14 protein-coding genes are annotated in these 18457 nt (G+C 64.8%); 1 reads left to right on the top strand and 13 read right to left on the bottom strand.

Features of this window, described 5'->3' with window-relative positions; all coding sequences use genetic code 11:
• Position 1: 1 nt before the first annotated feature.
• The 9 genes from XI02_RS35240 to XI02_RS35280 all read right to left on the bottom strand — a co-directional run bounded on the left by XI02_RS35240 (position 2) and on the right by XI02_RS35280 (position 13979).
• Positions 2-1285, bottom strand: coding sequence for an acetyl-CoA C-acetyltransferase (locus tag XI02_RS35240; RefSeq protein WP_172647088.1), 1284 nt, complete (start codon positions 1283-1285; stop codon positions 2-4).
• Complete coding sequence (locus XI02_RS35245) at positions 1285-3552, bottom strand: acyl-CoA dehydrogenase (RefSeq protein WP_172647087.1); 2268 nt, start codon at positions 3550-3552, stop codon at positions 1285-1287. The genes XI02_RS35240 and XI02_RS35245 overlap by 1 nt, the downstream gene beginning before the upstream one ends.
• A 209-nt stretch (positions 3553-3761) precedes the next feature.
• On the bottom strand, positions 3762-5003 hold the full coding sequence (locus XI02_RS35250) for an SMP-30/gluconolactonase/LRE family protein (RefSeq protein WP_172647086.1): 1242 nt from the start codon (positions 5001-5003) through the stop codon (positions 3762-3764).
• A 269-nt stretch (positions 5004-5272) separates the two neighbouring features.
• Positions 5273-5896, bottom strand: coding sequence for a flavin reductase family protein (locus XI02_RS35255; protein ID WP_172647085.1), 624 nt, complete (start codon positions 5894-5896; stop codon positions 5273-5275).
• A 159-nt stretch (positions 5897-6055) separates the two neighbouring features.
• Complete coding sequence (locus XI02_RS35260; protein ID WP_172647084.1) at positions 6056-6664, bottom strand: TetR/AcrR family transcriptional regulator; 609 nt, start codon at positions 6662-6664, stop codon at positions 6056-6058.
• A 21-nt stretch (positions 6665-6685) separates the two neighbouring features.
• Positions 6686-9823, bottom strand: a complete 3138-nt coding sequence (locus tag XI02_RS35265) for an efflux RND transporter permease subunit (RefSeq protein ID WP_172647083.1) — start codon at positions 9821-9823, stop codon at positions 6686-6688.
• Positions 9824-9878: 55 nt separating this feature from the next.
• A complete protein-coding gene (locus XI02_RS35270) occupies positions 9879-10985 on the bottom strand; it encodes an efflux RND transporter periplasmic adaptor subunit (RefSeq protein ID WP_069277148.1) in 1107 nt (368 codons plus the stop codon).
• Positions 10986-11250: 265 nt separating this feature from the next.
• The gene (locus tag XI02_RS35275) at positions 11251-12576 is read right to left on the bottom strand and encodes an MFS transporter (RefSeq protein WP_172647082.1); all 1326 of its coding nucleotides are present in this window, start codon (positions 12574-12576) and stop codon (positions 11251-11253) included.
• 239 nt (positions 12577-12815) lie between these two features.
• Positions 12816-13979, bottom strand: coding sequence for a winged helix-turn-helix domain-containing protein (locus XI02_RS35280; RefSeq protein WP_172647081.1), 1164 nt, complete (start codon positions 13977-13979; stop codon positions 12816-12818).
• Positions 13980-14136: 157 nt separating this feature from the next.
• On the opposite strand from XI02_RS35280, the gene XI02_RS35285 reads away from it, so the two are divergent.
• Positions 14137-14769, top strand: a complete 633-nt coding sequence (locus tag XI02_RS35285; protein ID WP_016846218.1) for an OmpA family protein — start codon at positions 14137-14139, stop codon at positions 14767-14769.
• A gap of 46 nt (positions 14770-14815) precedes the next feature.
• On the opposite strand, the gene XI02_RS35290 is transcribed toward XI02_RS35285, so the two are convergent.
• The 4 genes from XI02_RS35290 to XI02_RS35305 form a co-directional block, all read right to left on the bottom strand.
• Positions 14816-16120, bottom strand: a complete 1305-nt coding sequence (locus XI02_RS35290; RefSeq protein WP_172647080.1) for a phospholipid carrier-dependent glycosyltransferase — start codon at positions 16118-16120, stop codon at positions 14816-14818.
• A 216-nt stretch (positions 16121-16336) separates the two neighbouring features.
• Positions 16337-16825: a VOC family protein gene (locus XI02_RS35295; RefSeq protein WP_172647079.1), complete on the bottom strand. Its 489-nt coding sequence runs from the start codon at positions 16823-16825 to the stop codon at positions 16337-16339.
• 29 nt (positions 16826-16854) lie between these two features.
• Positions 16855-17292 (bottom strand): VOC family protein, encoded by a 438-nt coding sequence (locus XI02_RS35300; protein WP_016846215.1) that lies wholly within the window; start codon positions 17290-17292, stop codon positions 16855-16857.
• A gap of 106 nt (positions 17293-17398) precedes the next feature.
• Positions 17399-18415: an alpha/beta hydrolase gene (locus tag XI02_RS35305; protein WP_172647078.1), complete on the bottom strand. Its 1017-nt coding sequence runs from the start codon at positions 18413-18415 to the stop codon at positions 17399-17401.
• Positions 18416-18457 lie beyond the last annotated feature (42 nt).

An 18457-nucleotide genomic window follows, 5' to 3' on the forward strand; every position in this document is an offset into this window, starting at 1 on the left:
ATCACACCGTCTCTATCAACATCGCGCCGCCCTGCCCGCCACCGATGCATTCGGTGGCGACGCCGCGCCTGGTGCCGAGCCGCTTCATGGCATTGACCAGATGCAGCACGATGCGGTTGCCGCTGGTGCCGACCGGATGGCCGAGGCTGATCGCGCCGCCGTCGACGTTCAGTTTCGCGCGGTCGATCTCGCCGGCCGCACCGTCGAGCCCGAGAATCTCGCGGCAGAATCTCTCGTCGTTCCATGCCGCGAGGCAGCCGAGCACCTGGGTGGCGAAGGCCTCGTTGAGCTCCCAGGTCTCGACGTCCTGCAAGGACATGGCGTTGCGTTTGAGCAGCGCGCTCGCCGACAGCACCGGACCGAGGCCCATGATCGAGGGATCGAGCGCCGACCACTGGCTGTCGAGGATGACGGCCTTCGGCGTCAGCCCATGCTTGGCCACCGCGGTTTCAGACGCCAGGATTACCCAGGAAGCGCCGTCGGTGATCTGCGAGGAATTGCCGGCGGTGACCTGGCCCCACGGACGCTCGAACACCGGCTTCAGCTTGGCCAAGGTCTCGGGCGTCGAGTCCGGGCGAACGCCGTCGTCATGGTCGTAGAACTTGCCGTCGCGGGAGAACGCGGTCTCGACCTCGCCCTTGAGAAAGCCTTGCTTCTGCGCGTTGGCCAGCCGCTGATGGCTCTCGGCGGCATATGCATCGGACTGTGCGCGGGTGATGCCGAAGAGATGGCCGACCTTCTCCGCGGTCTGCCCCATGTTGAGCTCGGTGATCGGGTCGGTCAGCCCGCGCTCGAGGCCGATGATCGGCTTGAAGTAGCTCGGCTTCACCTTCAGCGCCGCGGCGATCTTGGCACCTAGCCCCTTGGCGCCGGCAAAGCCGGCAAACCAGCGCACGCCGGAATTGGGCCAGACCAACGGCGCGTGGCTCAACGCCTCGGCGCCGCCGGCAAGGATCAGGTCGGAGGTGCCCTCGCGGATGTAGCGGTAGCCGGTGTCGATCGACTGCATGCCGGAGCCGCAATTGATCTGCACCGTGAAGGCGACCATCTCTTCGCCCATGCCAAGCCGGAGCGCCGCGACGCGCGCCGGGTTCATCTCGTCGGCGATCACGTTGACGCAACCGAGGATCACCTGGTCGAAGGCGGTGGGCGCGAACGGCTGCCGTGCCAGCAGCGGCCGGCCGCATTGCACGGCGAGATCGACCGGGGTGAACGGGCCGGGACCGGAGCGTGCCTTCAGGAACGGCGTCCGGCTGCCGTCGACGATAAAGACTGGTCGCGCCATCAGCTCGCCGCCCTCTGCTCACCAAGCTCCTGGAAGAACTGATGCACGTCGGCGGATTTCTTGTAAATCGGGGACAGCGCCTGCGGCGCAAAATCGTCAACCTCGATGACTTTGGCGACGGCGTCGTGAGCGGCCGCGAGCTTCTCGCCGTCGGCCTCGGTGATGACGCCTTTCTTGACCGCCTCCCTCCAGTCGTGCAGGCGCGCCGCGCGCAGCTGCTTGGCGGCATCCTCGGCTTCGGTGACGAGGCGGAAGGCCTTCTCCAGCCGCGCGATGCCGCCGTCATCCTCGACGAAGGCGAGGTCCGGCGTCAGGCGGTCGCGCGCCGCCGAGGGCGACAGCACGAGCTGCGCACAGAGATGCACGATGCGGTCCGACGGACCGGTGACGCGTGCGCCGAACGGCTGGATCAGGAATTTCAGCAGCCACGCCACCGGACGGTTCGGCAGATTGGCGAAGATTTCCGCAAAGCGGTTCTCGATGGTCTTGAAGCCGGACGCCATGCACCATTCGAGCGCCGGAATATCCTCCTTCTGCCGGCCCTCGTCCTGCCAGCGTTTCAAAGCAGCGGACAGCAAATACAGCTCGGACAGGATGTCGCCGAAGCGCGCCGAGAGCATCTCCTTGCGCTTCAGCGCGCCGCCGAGGGTGAGCAACGCCATGTCGGCGCACAGCGCGAACGCCGACGAATAGCGCGAGAGCTGGCGATAGAACTCCGTTGCGTCACCGGCATCCGGCGCCGGCGCGAACAGGCCGAAGCTCCAGCTGCGGCCCCAGGCGCGGAACATGGTCGCGAAGCTGTGGCCGACATGTTTCCAGAACGCGGTGTCGAACGCGGTGAGGCCCTTGTCGCGGTCGGGCTCGCCGAGCGCGTTCATCTCCTGCAACAGATAGGGATGCGCGCGGATCGCGCCCTGCCCGAACACGATCAGGTTGCGGGTCAGGATGTTGGCGCCCTCGACCGTGATGCCGACCGGCACCGAGCGGTAGAGCCCGCCGAGATAATTCTGCGGCCCGTCGATCACGGCCTTGCCGCCATGGATGTCCATCGCGTCGTCGATCGCGATCCGCATGCGCTCGGTGGCGTGCAGCTTCATGATCCCGGAGATGACGGCGGGATGATGCCCCTCGTTCAGCGCGGCGCAGGTCAGCCGCCGCGCGGCGTCGAGCAGATAGGCCGTGCCGGCGATGCGCGCGAGCGGCTCCTCGATGCCCTCGAATTTCGAGATCGAGATGCCGAACTGCTCGCGGATACGGGCATAGGCGCCGGTGGTGCGCGCGGCATAGGCCGCGCCAGCCGCCGACAGCGACGGCAGCGAGATGCCGCGGCCGGCGGCGAGCGCCGTCATCAGCATCTTCCAGCCCTGGCCGAGCCGCTCCTGGCCGCCGATGATGTAGTCGAGCGGGATGAAGACGTCCTTGCCCCAGTTCGGGCCGTTCTGGAACACCTGCATCGCCGGCAGATGGCGGTGGCCGATCGAGACGCCGGGCAGATGGGTCGGGATCAGCGCAACCGTGATGCCGAGCTCGTCCTCATTGCCGACGAGGTGATCGGGATCATAGGCCTTGAAGGCGAGGCCGAGCAGCGTCGCAACCGGCCCCAGCGTGATGTAGCGCTTGTGCCAGTTGAGCCTCAGGCCCAGCACCTCGCGGCCTTCGAAATTGCCCTTGCAGATGATGCCGGTGTCGATCATCGAGGCGGCATCGGACCCTGCTTCCGGGCTGGTCAGCCCGAAACAGGGAATGTCCTGACCGGAGGCGAGGCGCGGCAGCCATTTGTCCTGCTGCTCTTTGGTGCCGAAGCGCATCAACAGTTCGCCCGGCCCGAGCGAGTTCGGCACCATCACGGTGACAGCCGCGGTCAGCGAGCGCGACGAGATCTTGCGCACCACTTCGGAATGCGCGTAGGGCGAGAAACCGAGGCCGCCGAACTCCTTCGGGATGATCATGCCGAAGAACTTTTTGGCCTTGATGAAGGCCCAGACTTCCGGCGGCAGGTCGCGCCATTCCCAATTGATCTTCCACTCGTCGAGCATCTTGCAGAGCTCGTCGACGGGGCCGTGCAGGAAGGCGTTCTCCTCGTCGGTCAATTGGGCCGGCGCGAATGCCAGCAGTTTCGACCAGTCGGGATTGCCGGTGAAGAGATCGGCGTCCCACCAGACGTCGCCGGCTTCCAGCGCCTCGCGCTCGGTGTCCGACATGGTCGGCAGCACGCCACGCGCCCAGGAGAAGATCGGTTTTGTCATATAGTCGCGGCGGAAGCTCATGGCGGATCCTCATGAAACGGCGGCGCGGATGGGTGATCTTATCGGAAAGTGCCGTTCACCGGTGAACACTTCGCTGTTCAAATAAAGCGAAATTGACGCGGCCCAGGCGCCATTCTGTTAACGGCAGGCCACGCGTTCAGTTCCGAAAGCTGAGGTGCGACAATCAGGTAGCAGGGGATGGCGCAGACGCCATCCCCACGCAGGACGAGCTAGGCGGGCCCCGCTCCCTGGGTTGCGGTATAGACCACGTAGAGCGACTGGCTTGCGGCCATGAACAGGCGGTTGCGCTTGGGGCCGCCGAAGGTGATGTTGCCGCAGACCTCGGGCAGCCGGATGCGGCCGAGCAGCTTGCCTTCGGGCGACCACACCGTCACGCCGCTGTAACCGACCGCGCGGCCGGCATTGCTCGCGCACCAGACATTGCCGTTGACGTCGCAGCGGATGCCGTCCGGTCCGCACTTCACGCCGTCGATCGTGAAATCGCTGAACCGCTTGCCGTTGGAAAGCTTGTTGTCGGCGCCGACGTCGAACACGAAGACGTCGCCCTTGCCGCCCGGACCGGTATCGCCAGGACCCTTTCCGGTCGAGACCACGTAGAGCTTCTTGTAATCCGGCGAGAAGCAGAGGCCGTTCGGATCGGGCACCTGGTCCTCGCTCACCACGAGATCGACGCGGCCGGACGGATCGATGCGATAGCAGTTGGTCGGCAACTCGCGCTTGAACGGCACGAAGCCCGCCGGCTGGCCGATCCGGGGATTGAGCTTGCCGGCCGGATTGACCGGGCCGCCGGCGGCATCGGGCTCGCCCTCGTAGAGCTGGCTGCCATAGGGCGGATCGGTGAACCAGTAGCTGCCGTCGGGATGCGCGACGATGTCGTTCGGCGAGTTCAGCCGCTTGCCTTGATAGTTATCGGCGAGCACGGTCGCGGTGCCGTCATTTTCGTAGCGCGTCACACGGCGGGTGAGATGCTCGCAGGACAGCTGGCGGCCCTGGAAGTCGAACGAATTGCCGTTCGAGTAGTTCGACGGCATGCGGAAAACGCTGACATGGCCGTCATCCTCCGACCAGCGCATCTGCCGGTTATTGGGGATGTCGCTCCACAACAGATAGCGGCCCTGCGAGCTCCAGGCCGGGCCTTCTGCCCAAAGCACACCGGTGAAGAGGCGCCTGATCGAGGTGTTGGGCTGGGCAAGGTCGTTGAAGGACGGATCGACCGCGATGATGTCGGGGTCCCAGAAATAGGTGGTCGGCGCACCGCGCGGACTGAAGTCGCGCGGCGGGCTGGTGATCGTCGTCGGCGGCCCGACCGGCGCGGGGGCGCTCTGAGCCAGCGCGCTGCCGATGCCCGCGACGGCGGCGGCGGAAGCCGCCAGCCCCTGAACCAGCGTGCGTCGTGAAACATTCGGATCACGCCGCGGTTCTTTTTGATTGTTCCGCTGTTGGCGAGTCATCGCATCCTCCCACTCTGTTGGCCGGCCGTTGATCCGGCCTGACGGGTGGAGGTTAGACTGCTCTCGGAGAGGTTGCGAGTGACGGTTTTTCATCACTGCGCGCGGAAATTTCACATTGTTGTGGTGTCATGATCGGTCGCTCCACAAACTCGTCATGCCCTGCCTTGTGCCGGGCATCCACGTCTTGGGACCTCGCGAGAACGAAGACGTGGATGGCCGGGACAAGCCCGGCCATGACGATACGGAGACATAACGCTGAAAAGGTAAAGTTAATCCGGCCGGATCATCTCGAACATGTTTTCCGGCTTGATCTCGAAGTAGTCGCCGCGGCGGCCGGCGCGGACGATCGGGTGCGCGAGGCCGGTCTGGTAGACGCCGTCCTTGATGAAGGCCTTGTCGATGTGGACGGCGACGACCTCGCCGAGCGTCAGCCACGCCTCGGCCTTCTTGCCGTCGGCGGCCTGGAGCTGGACGATCTGGCTCACCTTGCATTCGAACGACACCGGGCTTTCGGCGACCCGCGGCACATTGACGAGCTTGCCGGCGACCTGCGTGAGCCCCGCGAGGTTGAACTCGTCGACCTCGCGCGCGACATGCGCCGCCGTCGCGTTCATGTGTTTGGCGAGATCCATCGTCGCCAGATTCCAGACGAACTCGCCGGTGTCCTGGATGTTGGCGACGCTGTCCTTCCAGTTGGTGGAGGAGAAGCCGATGATCGGCGGCACGTAGCAGAACGCGTTGAAGAAGCTGTAGGGCGCGAGGTTGACGTTGCCGCCCTTGTCGCGCGAGGAGATCCAGCCGATCGGCCGCGGCGCCACGATGGCGTTGAACGGGTCGTGCTTCAGGCCGTGGCCGTTCTTCGGCTCGTAGAAATGCAGGTCTTTGGCGGTCACGGCTAGCCCCTCTCGCGTAGCCCGGATGGAGCGCAGCGCAATCCGGGACAGTCTCGCAAGCGGAAATGGCCCCGGATTGCGCTACGCTCCATCCGGGCTACAACTCGATTTGCCTGCAATGACGGGAGAGTCAACTGACGAAAATGTCAGGGCTGGCGCTCAATTGGCGCGGCTGCGCGGCGACAGGCCGGTGATCACGAAATCGATCATCTGGTCGATGGTCGGGCCCGGCTTGGTGGCACATTGGGCGATCATCTGCGGGTGGAAGAACCGCATCATCGCGGTGCAGGCGCACAGCGAGGCGAGTTGCAGGTCCTTGATCTCGAACTCCCCCGTCGCGGCTCCTTGCGCGATCACCTCGCCGATAATGGAGGCGATACACTCCATATGCGCGACGCAGACGTCCCAGTCCTCCTGCATCGCGATCTCAACCATCTCGTGCATCTTGGAATCGCCGACATAGCGTTCGGTGTTCATGCGATTGATGGTCGTCATCATCTGGCGCAAGCGCGGCGCGGCCGGCCCTTCCGAGCGCGCGATGCGCTGGGTCTCGATCTCGACCTCGCCCATCAGGCCGCGGGCCACGCCCTCGTGGATCGACTTCTTCGAATCGAAGAAGCGGTACACGTTGGCGGGGCTCATCCGCAGCTCTTTGGCGATGTCGGCGACCGTCGTCTTCTGATACCCGATCTGCCGGAACAAGCGCTCCGCCACCACGAGAATCCGCTCGCGGGTGTCGGTTTCGCTATGTTCCGAGATCAGTGTCATGTTGGCCTGCTCAATCTTCAATTATTCGGCCGCCTCAGCAAGCGGAAATGCGCGTTGCGCATCGCCGGCATGCTGCGGCGCAGTATCGGTTTGCTCGGAGCCGCTTTCCTCGAGGGTCTTGCGGAACCAGAGGGCGTAAAGGCCCGGCAGATACAGCAAGGTCAGGAAAGTCGCAACAAACAAACCGCCCATGATGGTGATCGCCATCGGGCCCCAGAACGCCGAGCGCGACAGCGGGATCATGGCAAGGATGGCGGCCAGGGCCGTCAGCACCACCGGCCGGGCGCGCCGGACGGTGGCTTCGACGATCGCCTCGCGCCGGGTCAGGCCGGACGCCACGTCGCTCTCGATCTGGTCGACTAGGATCACGGCGTTGCGCATGATCATGCCGGCGAGCGCGATCAGGCCGAGCAGCGCCACGAAGCCGAACGGCTGGTTGGCGACGTTCAGCCCGAGCGAGGCGCCGACGATGCCGAGCGGCGCGGTCAGGAACACCAGGAACAGGCGCGAGAAGCTCTGCAGCTGGATCATCAGCAGCGTCAGCATCACCATCACCATCACGGGGAAGAGGATGAAGATCGACGCATTGCCCTTGGCGGATTCCTCGAACGCCCCGCCCGGCTCAATCCGGTAGGCCGGCTCGAGATGGGCCTGGATGTCCTTCAGCTTCGGCGAGATCTGGTTGGTGACGTCGGGCGCCTGCACGCCGTCGACGACGTCGGAGCGCACGGTGATCGCCATGTCGCGGTTGCGCCGCCACAGGATCGGCTCCTCATGCGCATATTCGATCTTGGCAATCTGCTGCAGCGGGACGGCGACGCCGTTGCGCGTGGTGATGGTGAGATCGCCGACGCGGCCGAGATCGAGCCGCTCGGACGGCACCGCGCGGGCGACCACGCCGACCTTCTCGATGCCGTCGCGGATCGTGGTGACTGGCGCGCCCGAGATCAGCATCGCCAGCGCCTGCGAGACGTCCTGCGGGGTCAGGCCGAGCGCGCGTGCCCGATCCTGGTCGACGGCGAGCTTCAGGTAGGGCGACTGCTCGTTCCAGTCGAGCTGGACGTCCTTGACGTTCTTGTTCTGGCGCATGACGTCGCGCACCTGGTAGGCGATGTCGCGCACCTTGTTGGCATCCGGACCGATCACGCGGAACTGGACCGGGAAGCCGACCGGCGGACCGAAATTGAAGCGGTCGACCCGGACCCGCGCCTCGTTCAAAGCGCCGTCGGCGGCGGCCTGCTCGATCTTGGCCTTGACGCGCTCGCGCGCCTCGACGTTCTTGGCGAGGATCACGATCTCGGCAAAGGCCTCATTCGGCAGCTGCGGGTTGAGGCCGAGCCAGAAGCGCGGCGAGCCCTGGCCGACATAGGCGGTGTAGGTCTGGATATCGTCATCGCCCTTCAACAGCCCTTCAGCCTGCTTCACCGCCTTCTCGGTGACGTTGAAGGCGGTGCCCTCGGGCAGACGCAGCTGCAGGAACAACTCGGGCCGCTCCGACAGCGGGAAGAACTGCTGCTGGACGTGGCCGAATGCAACGATGGAGGCAACGAAGACGCCGACGGTCGCCGCCACCACCTTGATGCGGTGATCGACGCACCACTGCACGACGCCGCGCAAGCCGCGATACATCCGCGTCTCGTAGATCGCGTGCGGATCGTGGTTCTGGTGCACCTTGATGTTGGGCAGCAGCTTGACGCCGATATAGGGCGTGAAGATCACCGCGACGAACCAGGAGGCGACCAGCGAGATCGCCACGATCCAGAAGATGCCGCCGGCATATTCGCCGACCGCCGAATTGGCAAAGCCGATGGGGAGAAAGCCGGCGGCCGTGACCAGCGTTCCCGTGAGCATCGGAAACGCGGTGGATTCCCAGGCAAAGGACGCCGCCTTCATGCGGTCCCAGCCCTGCTCCATCTTCACCACCATCATCTCGACCGCGATAATGGCGTCGTCGACCAGCAGGCCGAGCGCGATGATCAGCGCGCCGAGCGTGATGCGGTGCAGGTCGAGCGACATCGCGTTCATCACGATGAAGACGATGCCGAGCACCAGCGGTACCGACAGCGCGACCACGATGCCGGTGCGCCAGCCGAGCGCGACAAAGGAGACGAACAGCACGATCGCGAGCGCCTCGACGAAGGAGTGCACGAACTCGCCGACGGCGTGCTCGACCACCTTGGGCTGGTCGGCGATCTGCTGGATATCGATGCCTTGCGGCACCGCCTTCAGGAACTCGGCGGTCGCCTTCTGGACCTCCTTGCCGAGCTCGAGGATGTTGGCGCCCTTGGCGGTGACGACGCCGATGCCGAGCGCCGGCTTGCCTTCCTGACGCACCACGAAGCTCGGCGGATCGACATAGCCGTGGCTGACGGTCGCGATATCGCCGAGCCGGAACACGCGGCCGTTGCTCTCGACCGGCGTTTCGGCAACCGCCTTGACGCCGTCAAGCGCGCCGGTGACGCGCAGCGGCACGCGCTGCGATGAGCTCTCGACGGTGCCGGCCGGGGTGACGTTATTCTGCTTGGCGAGCGAGTCGAACAGCGCTTGCGGCGTGATGCCGAGGGTCGCCAGCTTGGCATGCGAGAACTCGACGAAGATACGCTCGTCCTGGGTGCCGTAGAGATCGATCTTGGTGACGCCGGGCACCTTCAGCAGGCGCTGGCGAAAACCCTCCGCGACCTTCTTGAGCTGCGCATAATTGGCGCCGTCGCCGGTCATCATATAGAGGATCGAATCGACGTCGGAGAATTCGTCGTTGACCACGGGACCGAGGATGCCGGCGGGCAGCTCGCCCTGCACGTCGACCAGCTTCTTGCGCAACAGATAGAAGAGATAGGGCACGTCCTTCGGCGAGGTCGAATCCTTGAAGGAGACCTGCATCGCCGTGAAGCCCGGCTTGGAATAGGTCTGCACCTTGTCGAAGAACGGCAGCTCCTGCAGTTTCTTCTCGATCGGGTCGGCGACCTGCATCTGCATTTCCTGCGAGGTCGCGCCCGGCCACATCACCGAGACGTTCACCACCTTGACGGTGAAGAACGGATCCTCGGCGCGGCCGAGCTTCTCGTAGGAGAAGAAGCCGGCGGCGGCGAGGATGATCATCAGGAACAGCACCAGCGTCGGATGGCTGACCGCCCAGGCTGAAAGGTTGAAGCGCTTCATCGAACTCTCCAAGTTCTAGACCAGTCCCAGAACCGTTTCCGCTGCTATGCGAGGGTTAGAACGACAGCGACGACACGACCCGCACCTTCTGGCTCGGATCGAGTTTCTGCACACCGAGGGCGACCACCGTGGCGCCATCGTCAACGCCGCCGGAGATAACGACGGAGTTGCTCTCATAGGCCTTCACCTTGACCGGCTTCAGCACGATGTCGCCCTTGTCGTCGACGATGTAGAGCGAGGGATCGCCGCCCTGGCTGTAAAGCGCCGACAGCGGCAGTTTTGCTACCCGCTCGCTCGCCTTGTCGGCCAAGGTCAGCGTCGCGGTCATGCCGAGCGAAACCGCCTCGTCGGCGTCCGGCAGCGAGAATTTTGCAAGATAGGTGCGGGTGGCGGGATCGGCCTGCGGCGCGACCTCGCGCAGCCTGGCGGCATAGCTCTTCTTGGCGTCCGACCACAGCGTCACCGTGGCTACGCCCGACCTGGCACGAGCAAGAAGCGTCTCGGGGATCGCGACGACAGCTTCCTTCTCGCCAAGTCGGGCGACACGGATCGAAGCCTGGCCCGCGGCAACCACCTGGCCGGGCTCGATCATGGTCGCTGTGACGACACCCCGGGTGTCGGCCACCAGCGTTGCGTAAGAGAGAGAATTCCTGGTCAGCTCGACCGAACGCTCGGCGCGGTTCAGCCGGGCGCGGGCCTCGTCGCCGGCGGCCTTGGCTGAGTCGAGCGCCGCGTCGGTGGTCCAGCCCTTGGCCTTCAGATCCTTGGCGCGCTGCTCGGCGGCCGCGGCCTGCGCCAGCACGCCGGTGGCGGCGCGGAATTCCGCCTCCGCCTGCTCGGCCTGCAGCTTCAGGTCGACCTCGTCGAGGGTGGCCAAGGGCTGGTCGACGTCGACTGTCTGTCCGACCTCGACCAGCCGCTTGGCCACCTTGCCGGCAACCCGAAAGCCCATATCGGCTTCGATACGGGGCTTGATGGTGCCGACAAAGCTGCGCTCAGGGGTTTCCGCTTCATAATGGACGGTCGCCACCAGGACGGGGCGTCCCGGATCGGCGTTTTCAGCCGCCTTTTCATTGCAGCCGGTCAGCGCGAACACCGCAAAAGCCAACGATGCTCCCGTCAAGAGCCTGTAATAGCTCGAGAAAACGGAACGAACGAACATCTGAAATCTCCATCGGGCTGACGACTGATGAAGAGTATCGATTTATCACTGACGATTGTCAATATTCGTCAGTGATAACCAATTCGTGAGCGGGGTCGGATTTGGCGGGTGCGTGTTCGGAAAATGCGTAGCCCGGATGAAGCCAACGGTCGCCCGAACGCGCGCCCGATGACAGGCTCCGCAAAATCCGGGACCGTGCCGGTGGCGGGTCCCCGGATTGCGCTGGCTCCATCCGGGCTACGGAAGCAGGTGATTTGAGGGCGAGCTACTTCGCGCCGGCGAACTCGGTCTTGGTCTCGTGGCTGCCGAGGAAAACCAGCAGACCCGCGGCGAGCGGCAACAGCGACAGCACCAGCAGACCGGTCGACGTGCTGCCGGTGGCTTCCTTGACCCAGCCGATCAGATAGGGCCCGCCGAAACCGGCGAGGTTGCCGATCGAGTTGATCAGCGCGATCGCGCCGGCGGCGGCGGTGCCGGAGAGCCAGGCGGTCGGCAGCGTCCAGAACACCGCGAAGGTGCAGAACACGCCGATCGCGGCGACCGTCAGCACCACCATCGTCATGACCGGATCGGTGATATAGCTGGAGACGCCGAGCGCCAGCGCGGTCAACAGCAGCGGCGCGCCGACATGGAACACGCGCTCGCGCGTGGCATCGGAACGGCGCGCCCACAGGGTCATCGCGATCGTGCCAAACAGATAGGGAATTGCGGTGACGAATCCGGTCTGCGCATTGGTCAGCCCGAATGCCTTGACGATCTGCGGCAGCCAGAACTGCATGCCGTAGAGCGAGGCGACGAAACCGAAATAGATCGCGCTGAGCGCCAGCACCTTCGGCGAGGACAGCGCCTCGCCCAGCGTGAAATGCTTCGCCGCCTGCTTGGCCGCGACTTCGGCGTCGAGCTTCGCCTTGAGCCAGGCCTTCTGCTCGGCCGAGAGCCACTCGGCCTTCTCCGGCCGGTCGGTCAGATAGAACCAGGTGACGATGCCGAGCAGCACCGAGGGAATGCCCTCGATGACGAACAGCCACTGCCAGCCCTTCAGGCCCATCACGCCGTCGAGGCCGAGCAACAGGCCGGAGATCGGCGCGCCGATCACGGTCGAGATCGGCACCGCGAGCGCGAAGGCGGCGAGGAAGCGCGCACGATACTCGGCCGGGTACCAGTAGGTCAGATAGAGGATGATGCCGGGGAAGAAGCCCGCCTCGGCCACGCCGAGGAAGAAGCGCAGCGCGTAGAAGCTGTGCTCGTCATAGACCGCCGCCATCAACGCCGAGAGGATGCCCCAGCTCACCATGATGCGGGCGATCCACTTGCTGGCGCCGAACCGCTCCAGCGCCAGATTGCTCGGCACCTCGAAGATGAAATAGCCGATGAAGAAGATGCCGGCGCCGAACGAGAACACCACCGGCGAGAACTTCAGCTCGCTGTTCATGGTGAGCGCGGCGAAACCGAGATTGACGCGGTCGAGATAGGAGAAGAAGTAGGCCAGGATCAGGAACGGGATCAGCCGCCAGGAGATCGCGCGGATCGTCGACGTCTCGATCTCGCTGCGGGCGCCGCGATCAGGCGCGATGGTGGCTGTCTGGCTCATAAGCGTCCCCCCGGGTGTTGCTTGCCGTGAGGATTATTGGCTGGCTCCGCTTTGAGCAATGGCAAAAACTCATAGCTCACAGCGCAAACGGGAACCTTGTGCGTTTTGTGCACGGCGTCATTGCGAGCGAAGCGAAGCAATCCACTTATTCGCGTGTGGCGCGATGGATTGCTTCGCGGAGCCTGTCATCGGGCGCGCGTTCGCGCGACCCGTTGGCTCGCAATGACGGAGAGCCAGCCCTATTCAGCCAGCTGGAAGCGCTCGAAGCGGTCGAGCTCTTCCTCGATGCGGCGCTTCAGCTCCTTGCGTGCCGCCTGCTTCTTGCCGGTGCCGACCCAGCTCCATTTCTGCATCAGGAGCTTCTTGTTCTGCCGGTCGGTCTTGAGGTCGAGGGCGGCGACGATGTCGTCGCCGACCAGCACCGGCAGCGCGAAATAGCCGAACAGGCGCTTCTCCTTCGGCACATAGGCCTCGAAACGGTGGCCATAGCCGAAGAACAGCTCGGTGCGCTTGCGCTGGATGATCAGCGGATCGAACGGTGAAAGGATGTGAACCAGGGTGGGATCACCCTCGCCGGTCGCTTCCAGCACCTCGGGCCGCGCCCAATGCTCCTGCTTGCCGGCACCTTCCAGCGCGACCTGCACCAGCTCCTTGCGGCGCAGGCGCGCCTCGATCAGGCTGCGCACCGCCTTCTTGCTCGGCGCGTCGAGGTGGCAGATCGAATCCAGGCTGACGATGCCCTGCGAGCGCAGCGCGCGGTCGAGCAGATAGGCGGTCCTGGCCGAGGCCGGGGCCGGCTTCGGCGGCTTGTCCCAGCCGAAGTGCAGGGTCATCAGCTCATAGGTCTTCAGCATGCCGGCACGCTCGCTGATCGTGACCACGCCGCCATAGAATGCGAGCTGCAGCGCGCGCTTGGACGGCTTCCGGCTCTGCCAGAGATGTTCTTTCTCCGTCAGCACGTCGTCATCGATGTCGCGGATGGTCAGCGGACCGGCACGGAGCAGCCGCAGCACCTTGCGCGTATCCGCCGGGGTCACCGACGAGAACCATTTGTGGCCCTCACGCTTGTGCGCCTTCATCGCCGGCAGGAAGATGCCGATGTCCTTGGACGGCACGTAGGACAGCGCGTGTGTCCAATACTCGAACACACTCTTGTCCCGGCTTTGCGCCTGCTTGAGGTCGGCGCGGCGGTAGTCCGGAATGCGGGTGAACAGGATGTGGTGATGGCAACGCTCGATCACATTGATGGTGTCGATCTGCACATAGCCGAGATGATCGACGGCGGCCGCCACCGCTGACGCCCCCTCGCCGAACGGCGCCTTTGTATCGAGCCGCTGCGCGCGCAGCCAGATATGGCGGGCAGGGGCATTGTTCAACGAAAGGGGTTCGGCGGCGCGGGACATTGCCCCGCCAATGTAGTCAGATTCGCGCCGGTGTGGAGGGCGGGCCGGCGATCAATCGTGACCCAGATCACATTCCGGGCGTTGAACCCGTTCTAGGCTCCCAGCATCAAAACGACAGCAGCCGGATTGGCTAGCCAGACATTTGAGGACGAAAACCATGACCCGCTCTTTTTCCTGGTCTTTTCTGACAATCGGCGCCGCGCTGTCGATGACGGCGGGCGTTGCACTGGCCGGCAGCGAGGCCGTTCCGGCCGCTCAGATCCTCAATGCGCTGAAGCCGAAGCCGGCCACCCGCAGCCTCGCCGCCGGCACGCAGGTCGACCCCGCCGCTTCCGCCAAGGAGGCGAGCTTCCTCAACACCGTCCGCAACCGGCAGACCCGTTCGTTGTCGCGCGTTGAACGCCAGGAGATCGCCGACATCGCGGCGAACAAGCCGAAGATCGATCTGGAGATTCACTTCGACTACAACTCCGCCGACATCAGCAAGGGCTCGACCCAGGCGGTGCAGGAGCTCGGCAAGGCGCTGTCGGATGCCAGCATGAAGGGCTCGACCTTCGTCGTCGCCGGCCATACCGATGCGATCGGCGGCGAGGCCTATAACCAGGACCTGTCGGAGCGCCGCGCCGACACCATCAAGAAATATCTGGTCGAGCATTACGGCCTGAACGGCTCGGATCTCGTCACCGTCGGCTACGGCAAGACCCGGCCGAAGGACCCGAGCGCGCCGATGGACCCGACCAATCGCCGCGTGCAGGTCGTCAACATGGATACCAAGACCGCATCGCAGTAATCTCTTTGCATACTTGATCCGCCTGCCAGTGCGGCAGGCGGATCAATCATATCCAGCCTTGAAACAGCATCAGCCGGTTGAATGTCGCCATCGACGTCTCGATGACAGCGGCCGTGACGGGCAGCATCGCAACGAACCCTGCGCATCCAACCGCGACGAACGTCCAGAGCAGCCAGCGCGGCGCCCCCTTGCGTGTCAAGGCGTAGACCAGCACGAAGCTCGCGGTGGTCGCCGCGGGCAGATAGTAATAGATGAAACCGAGCGTGCGCGGCAGCAGCGCCCAGGCCAGATACGGTCCGAGGTAGAACGCCAGCACGAGAAATGCGTCACGGCCGCGTCCGACGATCCAGTCGCGCAGCGCAATGATCAGCGCGATCAATGCCGGCCACAGCACCAGCGGGTTACCGAGGAACACGATCGCGGCGAACCTGTCGTCGCCGACCTTCTCGAACAGGTACCAGACCGGGCGCACCAGGAACGGCCAGGACGGCCACGAGCTCATATAGGTGTGGCCCGCGATGGCAGTCGTGGTGTTGTCGGCAAAGATGCGGCGCTGCGCCTCCATGATATCCGTGAACGAGAGGCCGTAGAGCGGCACGAAGGTCGCGAGATAGACGGTCGCCGGGATCAGCACGAAGCAGACCATGAAGTGCGGAACACGGAAATCCGGCCACAACTCCGGCCGGTACCAATCCTCCGCATTGGCGTCGGCAAAGCGCGTGCGCCAGCCCTGCATCAGGCGGATCACCACGACGATCGCGATGCAGGTCGCGAGCACGAACAGCCCGCTCCATTTGCAGGCAGTGGCAAGCCCTGCGAAGAGTCCGGCCAGCGCAAAGGCGGATTGCGGTCTTGGTTGCCTGAAGCCGTGAACGAACGCCGCGATCGCGAACAGGCCGAAGGCGAGCGCGAAAATATCCAGCATCGCGATCCGCGACTGCACGAACAGCATCTGGTTGAAGAAGGCGAGCAGCACGGCAGCGATCGCGCGTTGCTGCGACGCGAACAGCGCAAGCCCGCCGAGATAGACGCCGACCAGCGCCAGCGCACCGAACAGCGCCGCGGGATAGCGCCATCCCAGCGGCCCGTCGCCGAACGCCTTGATCGAGAGCGCGATGATCTCCTTGGCGAGCGGCGGATGCATCGGGTTGAGGATCGGGCCATCGCGCACCGGCAGCAGTATCTGCCGCGCCGCCGGCACGTAGTGCACCTCGTCGAAATAGAGCTTGTCCGGCGCCGTGATCCCGAGCAGCAGCACGACGTGGGCGACGATGAAGATGATGGCCGCGACGATCGCCCTGCGCGCGGCGGGACGCTCGGGAGCAGAAGGAGATTTGGATACGATGTTCAAAGGGCAAGCACGGTGCGAGGGGAACGCAGCTTGCGACAATTATACGATATCAGCTGCGTCCGCGATCCGTCACTACGGTCATGTGACGGAACCATCGTGCCCACATGGTCATGCCCCGCTTCATGCGGGGCATCCAATCCGCCGCGGCCTGTCGGCCGAGCACCGAAGTCTCTGGAATGCTGGATCGCCGCCGGGCGATGCCAGCGAAGCCCTACCTTACGCCGCCGCCTCGCCCTCATAGGCCCGGCGCAGACCTTCGATATCGAGCTTGATCATCCCGAGGACGGCCTGCATCACGCGCGCGGCGCCGGCGGCGTCGGACCCGCCGAGATATTGACGGACCGCCGCCGGCACGATCTGCCAAGCGACGCCGTAGCGATCGCGCAGCCAGCCACACTGCTCGGCCGTGCCGCCGGCCGCGAGCAACGCGTCCCACAGGCGATCGACCTCGGCCTGGTCGACACAGTCGATCGCGAACGAGACCGCGTGGGTGTGCTCCATCTTCACCCCGCCGTTCAGCGCCATGAAGCGCTGACCGGCGAGCGTGAATTCGACCAGCAGCACCGTGCCGGCCTTTCCGCCGGGGCTGTCGATGACGTTCTTCTGGACGGTCTCGATCCGCGAACCGGGCAACAGCGAGACGTAGAGGTTTGCGGCCTCCTCGGCCTCGCCGTTGAACCACAGGCAGGGAGATACCTTGGACATGCTGAGCTCCTCGTGATGGCAGGATGCGATCAGGCGGTCGCCGCGGCGGACTGCGCCTTCATCGCCGCCTCGACATCCATCCACATCACCTCCCAGATGTGACCATCGGGATCCTCGAAGCTGCGGCCGTACATGAAGCCGTAATCCTGCTGCGGCGACGGATCGGCGTTGCCGCCCGCGCCCTTCGCCTTGGTGACATAGCCGTCGACGGCGTCGCGGCTGTCGGCGGACAGGCAGATCAGCACTTCGCTCGTGGTCTTGGTGTCGGCAATTTTCTTCGGGGTGAACTCGCGGAACTTGTCGTGCGTCAGCAGCATCACGTGAATCGTGTCCGAGATCACCATGCAGGAGGCGGTGTGGTCAGAAAATTGCGCGTTCTTGGTCGCGCCGATCGCCTCATAGAAGGCGGTCGCGTGGGCGAGATTGCTGACCGGCAGGTTGACGAAGATCATTGTCGGCTTGGCCATGAAAGGCGCTCCTTTTCGCGGGGTTGCGCCCCGAGGACGAACCGCCTCGCCACGTCCCGACATCGCCGTGCGAATTTTTCTTGCGGCGTCCTGCCGCAGGGTGACATCAGGTCACGATCGGTGTCGGCATGGTCAGGAATGCCCGCGTCACATGCCAGAACAGCTCCCGATTGGTGGCAAGCGCCACCGAATGGGCGGTGCCGGGCAGGATGACGAACTGCCGGTCGCCGTTCGGCAGCTTGTTGAAGAACTCCTCGAGATCCAGAACCGCGGCGATGCCGTCATATTCGCCGCGGACCAGCAGCACCGGCGCCAGCACCTTCTCCGGATGCACCACCGGCAAATTGGCGGTCATGTCCAGATAGGTGCCGGTCGGGATCTGGTCGCCGAACTGCATCTCGACATCGGCCAGCACCTCGACCACGGCAGCATCCGACGTGCCGGGCCTGTCGCGGGTTGCGATCGAGCGGATCATGTCGCGGTCGCGCTTGCGCATGTTGTGGCTGCGGTAATAGGCGAGTTGCTCGGCGCGCTTCGCCAGCGTCGGCGAGCCCTCGCCCTTGTAGGTGAAGGCCGCGAACACCAGGCGGTCGATGCGCTCGGGCGCGGCCATTGCGAAAGCGCCGGCCCGCAGGGCGCCCGAAGATTCGCCGACGAAGTGATAGCGCCGCTGCCCGGTCTCATGCGCGATCACCTCGACCGCGGCCTTCAGATCCTCGACGCCGCTCGCAATATCCGCGTTGCCCGACGTGCGGCCGGACTTGCCGTAATTCTCGTGGTCCATGGTCCAGCAATCGAAGCCGTAGCGGGCAAATGTGTTGAGCAGCGAATACTCGCCCTTGCCGGGCACCGTGAGGTCGAACACCCTTGATGTCACCGACGAGCCGTGGACGAAGAACACCACGGGCCGCGCCGGCTCGCCCGGCTTCGGCGCACCGATCCGCTTGCGGAACATCCACAACGGTATGTCACCCTTCTTCGCCCAGTATTCGTTGCTCCATATTTCCCCTTCGGAAGGAACCGCGGTCGCGGCCTGCGCCGTCGCGGCGCCGAGCACGCCGGCGGCCGTTGCAATGCCGATGCCTTTGATCATGCTGCGCCGCGAATGGTCAGATGACATCATGGGTCCGCTCCCTTCCGGATTTCTTCGTTCGATCCGGTGCGA

Source organism: Bradyrhizobium sp. CCBAU 21365 (assembly GCF_015291305.1).
GTDB classification, from domain to species: domain Bacteria; phylum Pseudomonadota; class Alphaproteobacteria; order Rhizobiales; family Xanthobacteraceae; genus Bradyrhizobium; species Bradyrhizobium elkanii.

Bases quoted from the DNA above. Each gene is read 5' to 3' on its own strand.
- XI02_RS35240 (WP_172647088.1), bottom strand. From the start codon at position 1,285: ATGGCGCGACCAGTCTTTATCGTCGACGGCAGCCGGACGCCGTTCCTG.
- XI02_RS35245 (WP_172647087.1), bottom strand. From the start codon at position 3,552: ATGAGCTTCCGCCGCGACTATATGACAAAACCGATCTTCTCCTGGGCG.
- XI02_RS35250 (WP_172647086.1), bottom strand. From the start codon at position 5,003: ATGACTCGCCAACAGCGGAACAATCAAAAAGAACCGCGGCGTGATCCG.
- XI02_RS35260 (WP_172647084.1), bottom strand. From the start codon at position 6,664: ATGACACTGATCTCGGAACATAGCGAAACCGACACCCGCGAGCGGATT.
- XI02_RS35265 (WP_172647083.1), bottom strand. From the start codon at position 9,823: ATGAAGCGCTTCAACCTTTCAGCCTGGGCGGTCAGCCATCCGACGCTG.
- XI02_RS35270 (WP_069277148.1), bottom strand. From the start codon at position 10,985: ATGTTCGTTCGTTCCGTTTTCTCGAGCTATTACAGGCTCTTGACGGGA.
- XI02_RS35275 (WP_172647082.1), bottom strand. From the start codon at position 12,576: ATGAGCCAGACAGCCACCATCGCGCCTGATCGCGGCGCCCGCAGCGAG.
- XI02_RS35280 (WP_172647081.1), bottom strand. From the start codon at position 13,979: ATGTCCCGCGCCGCCGAACCCCTTTCGTTGAACAATGCCCCTGCCCGC.
- XI02_RS35285 (WP_016846218.1), top strand. From the start codon at position 14,137: ATGACCCGCTCTTTTTCCTGGTCTTTTCTGACAATCGGCGCCGCGCTG.
- XI02_RS35295 (WP_172647079.1), bottom strand. From the start codon at position 16,825: ATGTCCAAGGTATCTCCCTGCCTGTGGTTCAACGGCGAGGCCGAGGAG.
- XI02_RS35300 (WP_016846215.1), bottom strand. From the start codon at position 17,292: ATGGCCAAGCCGACAATGATCTTCGTCAACCTGCCGGTCAGCAATCTC.
- XI02_RS35305 (WP_172647078.1), bottom strand. From the start codon at position 18,415: ATGATGTCATCTGACCATTCGCGGCGCAGCATGATCAAAGGCATCGGC.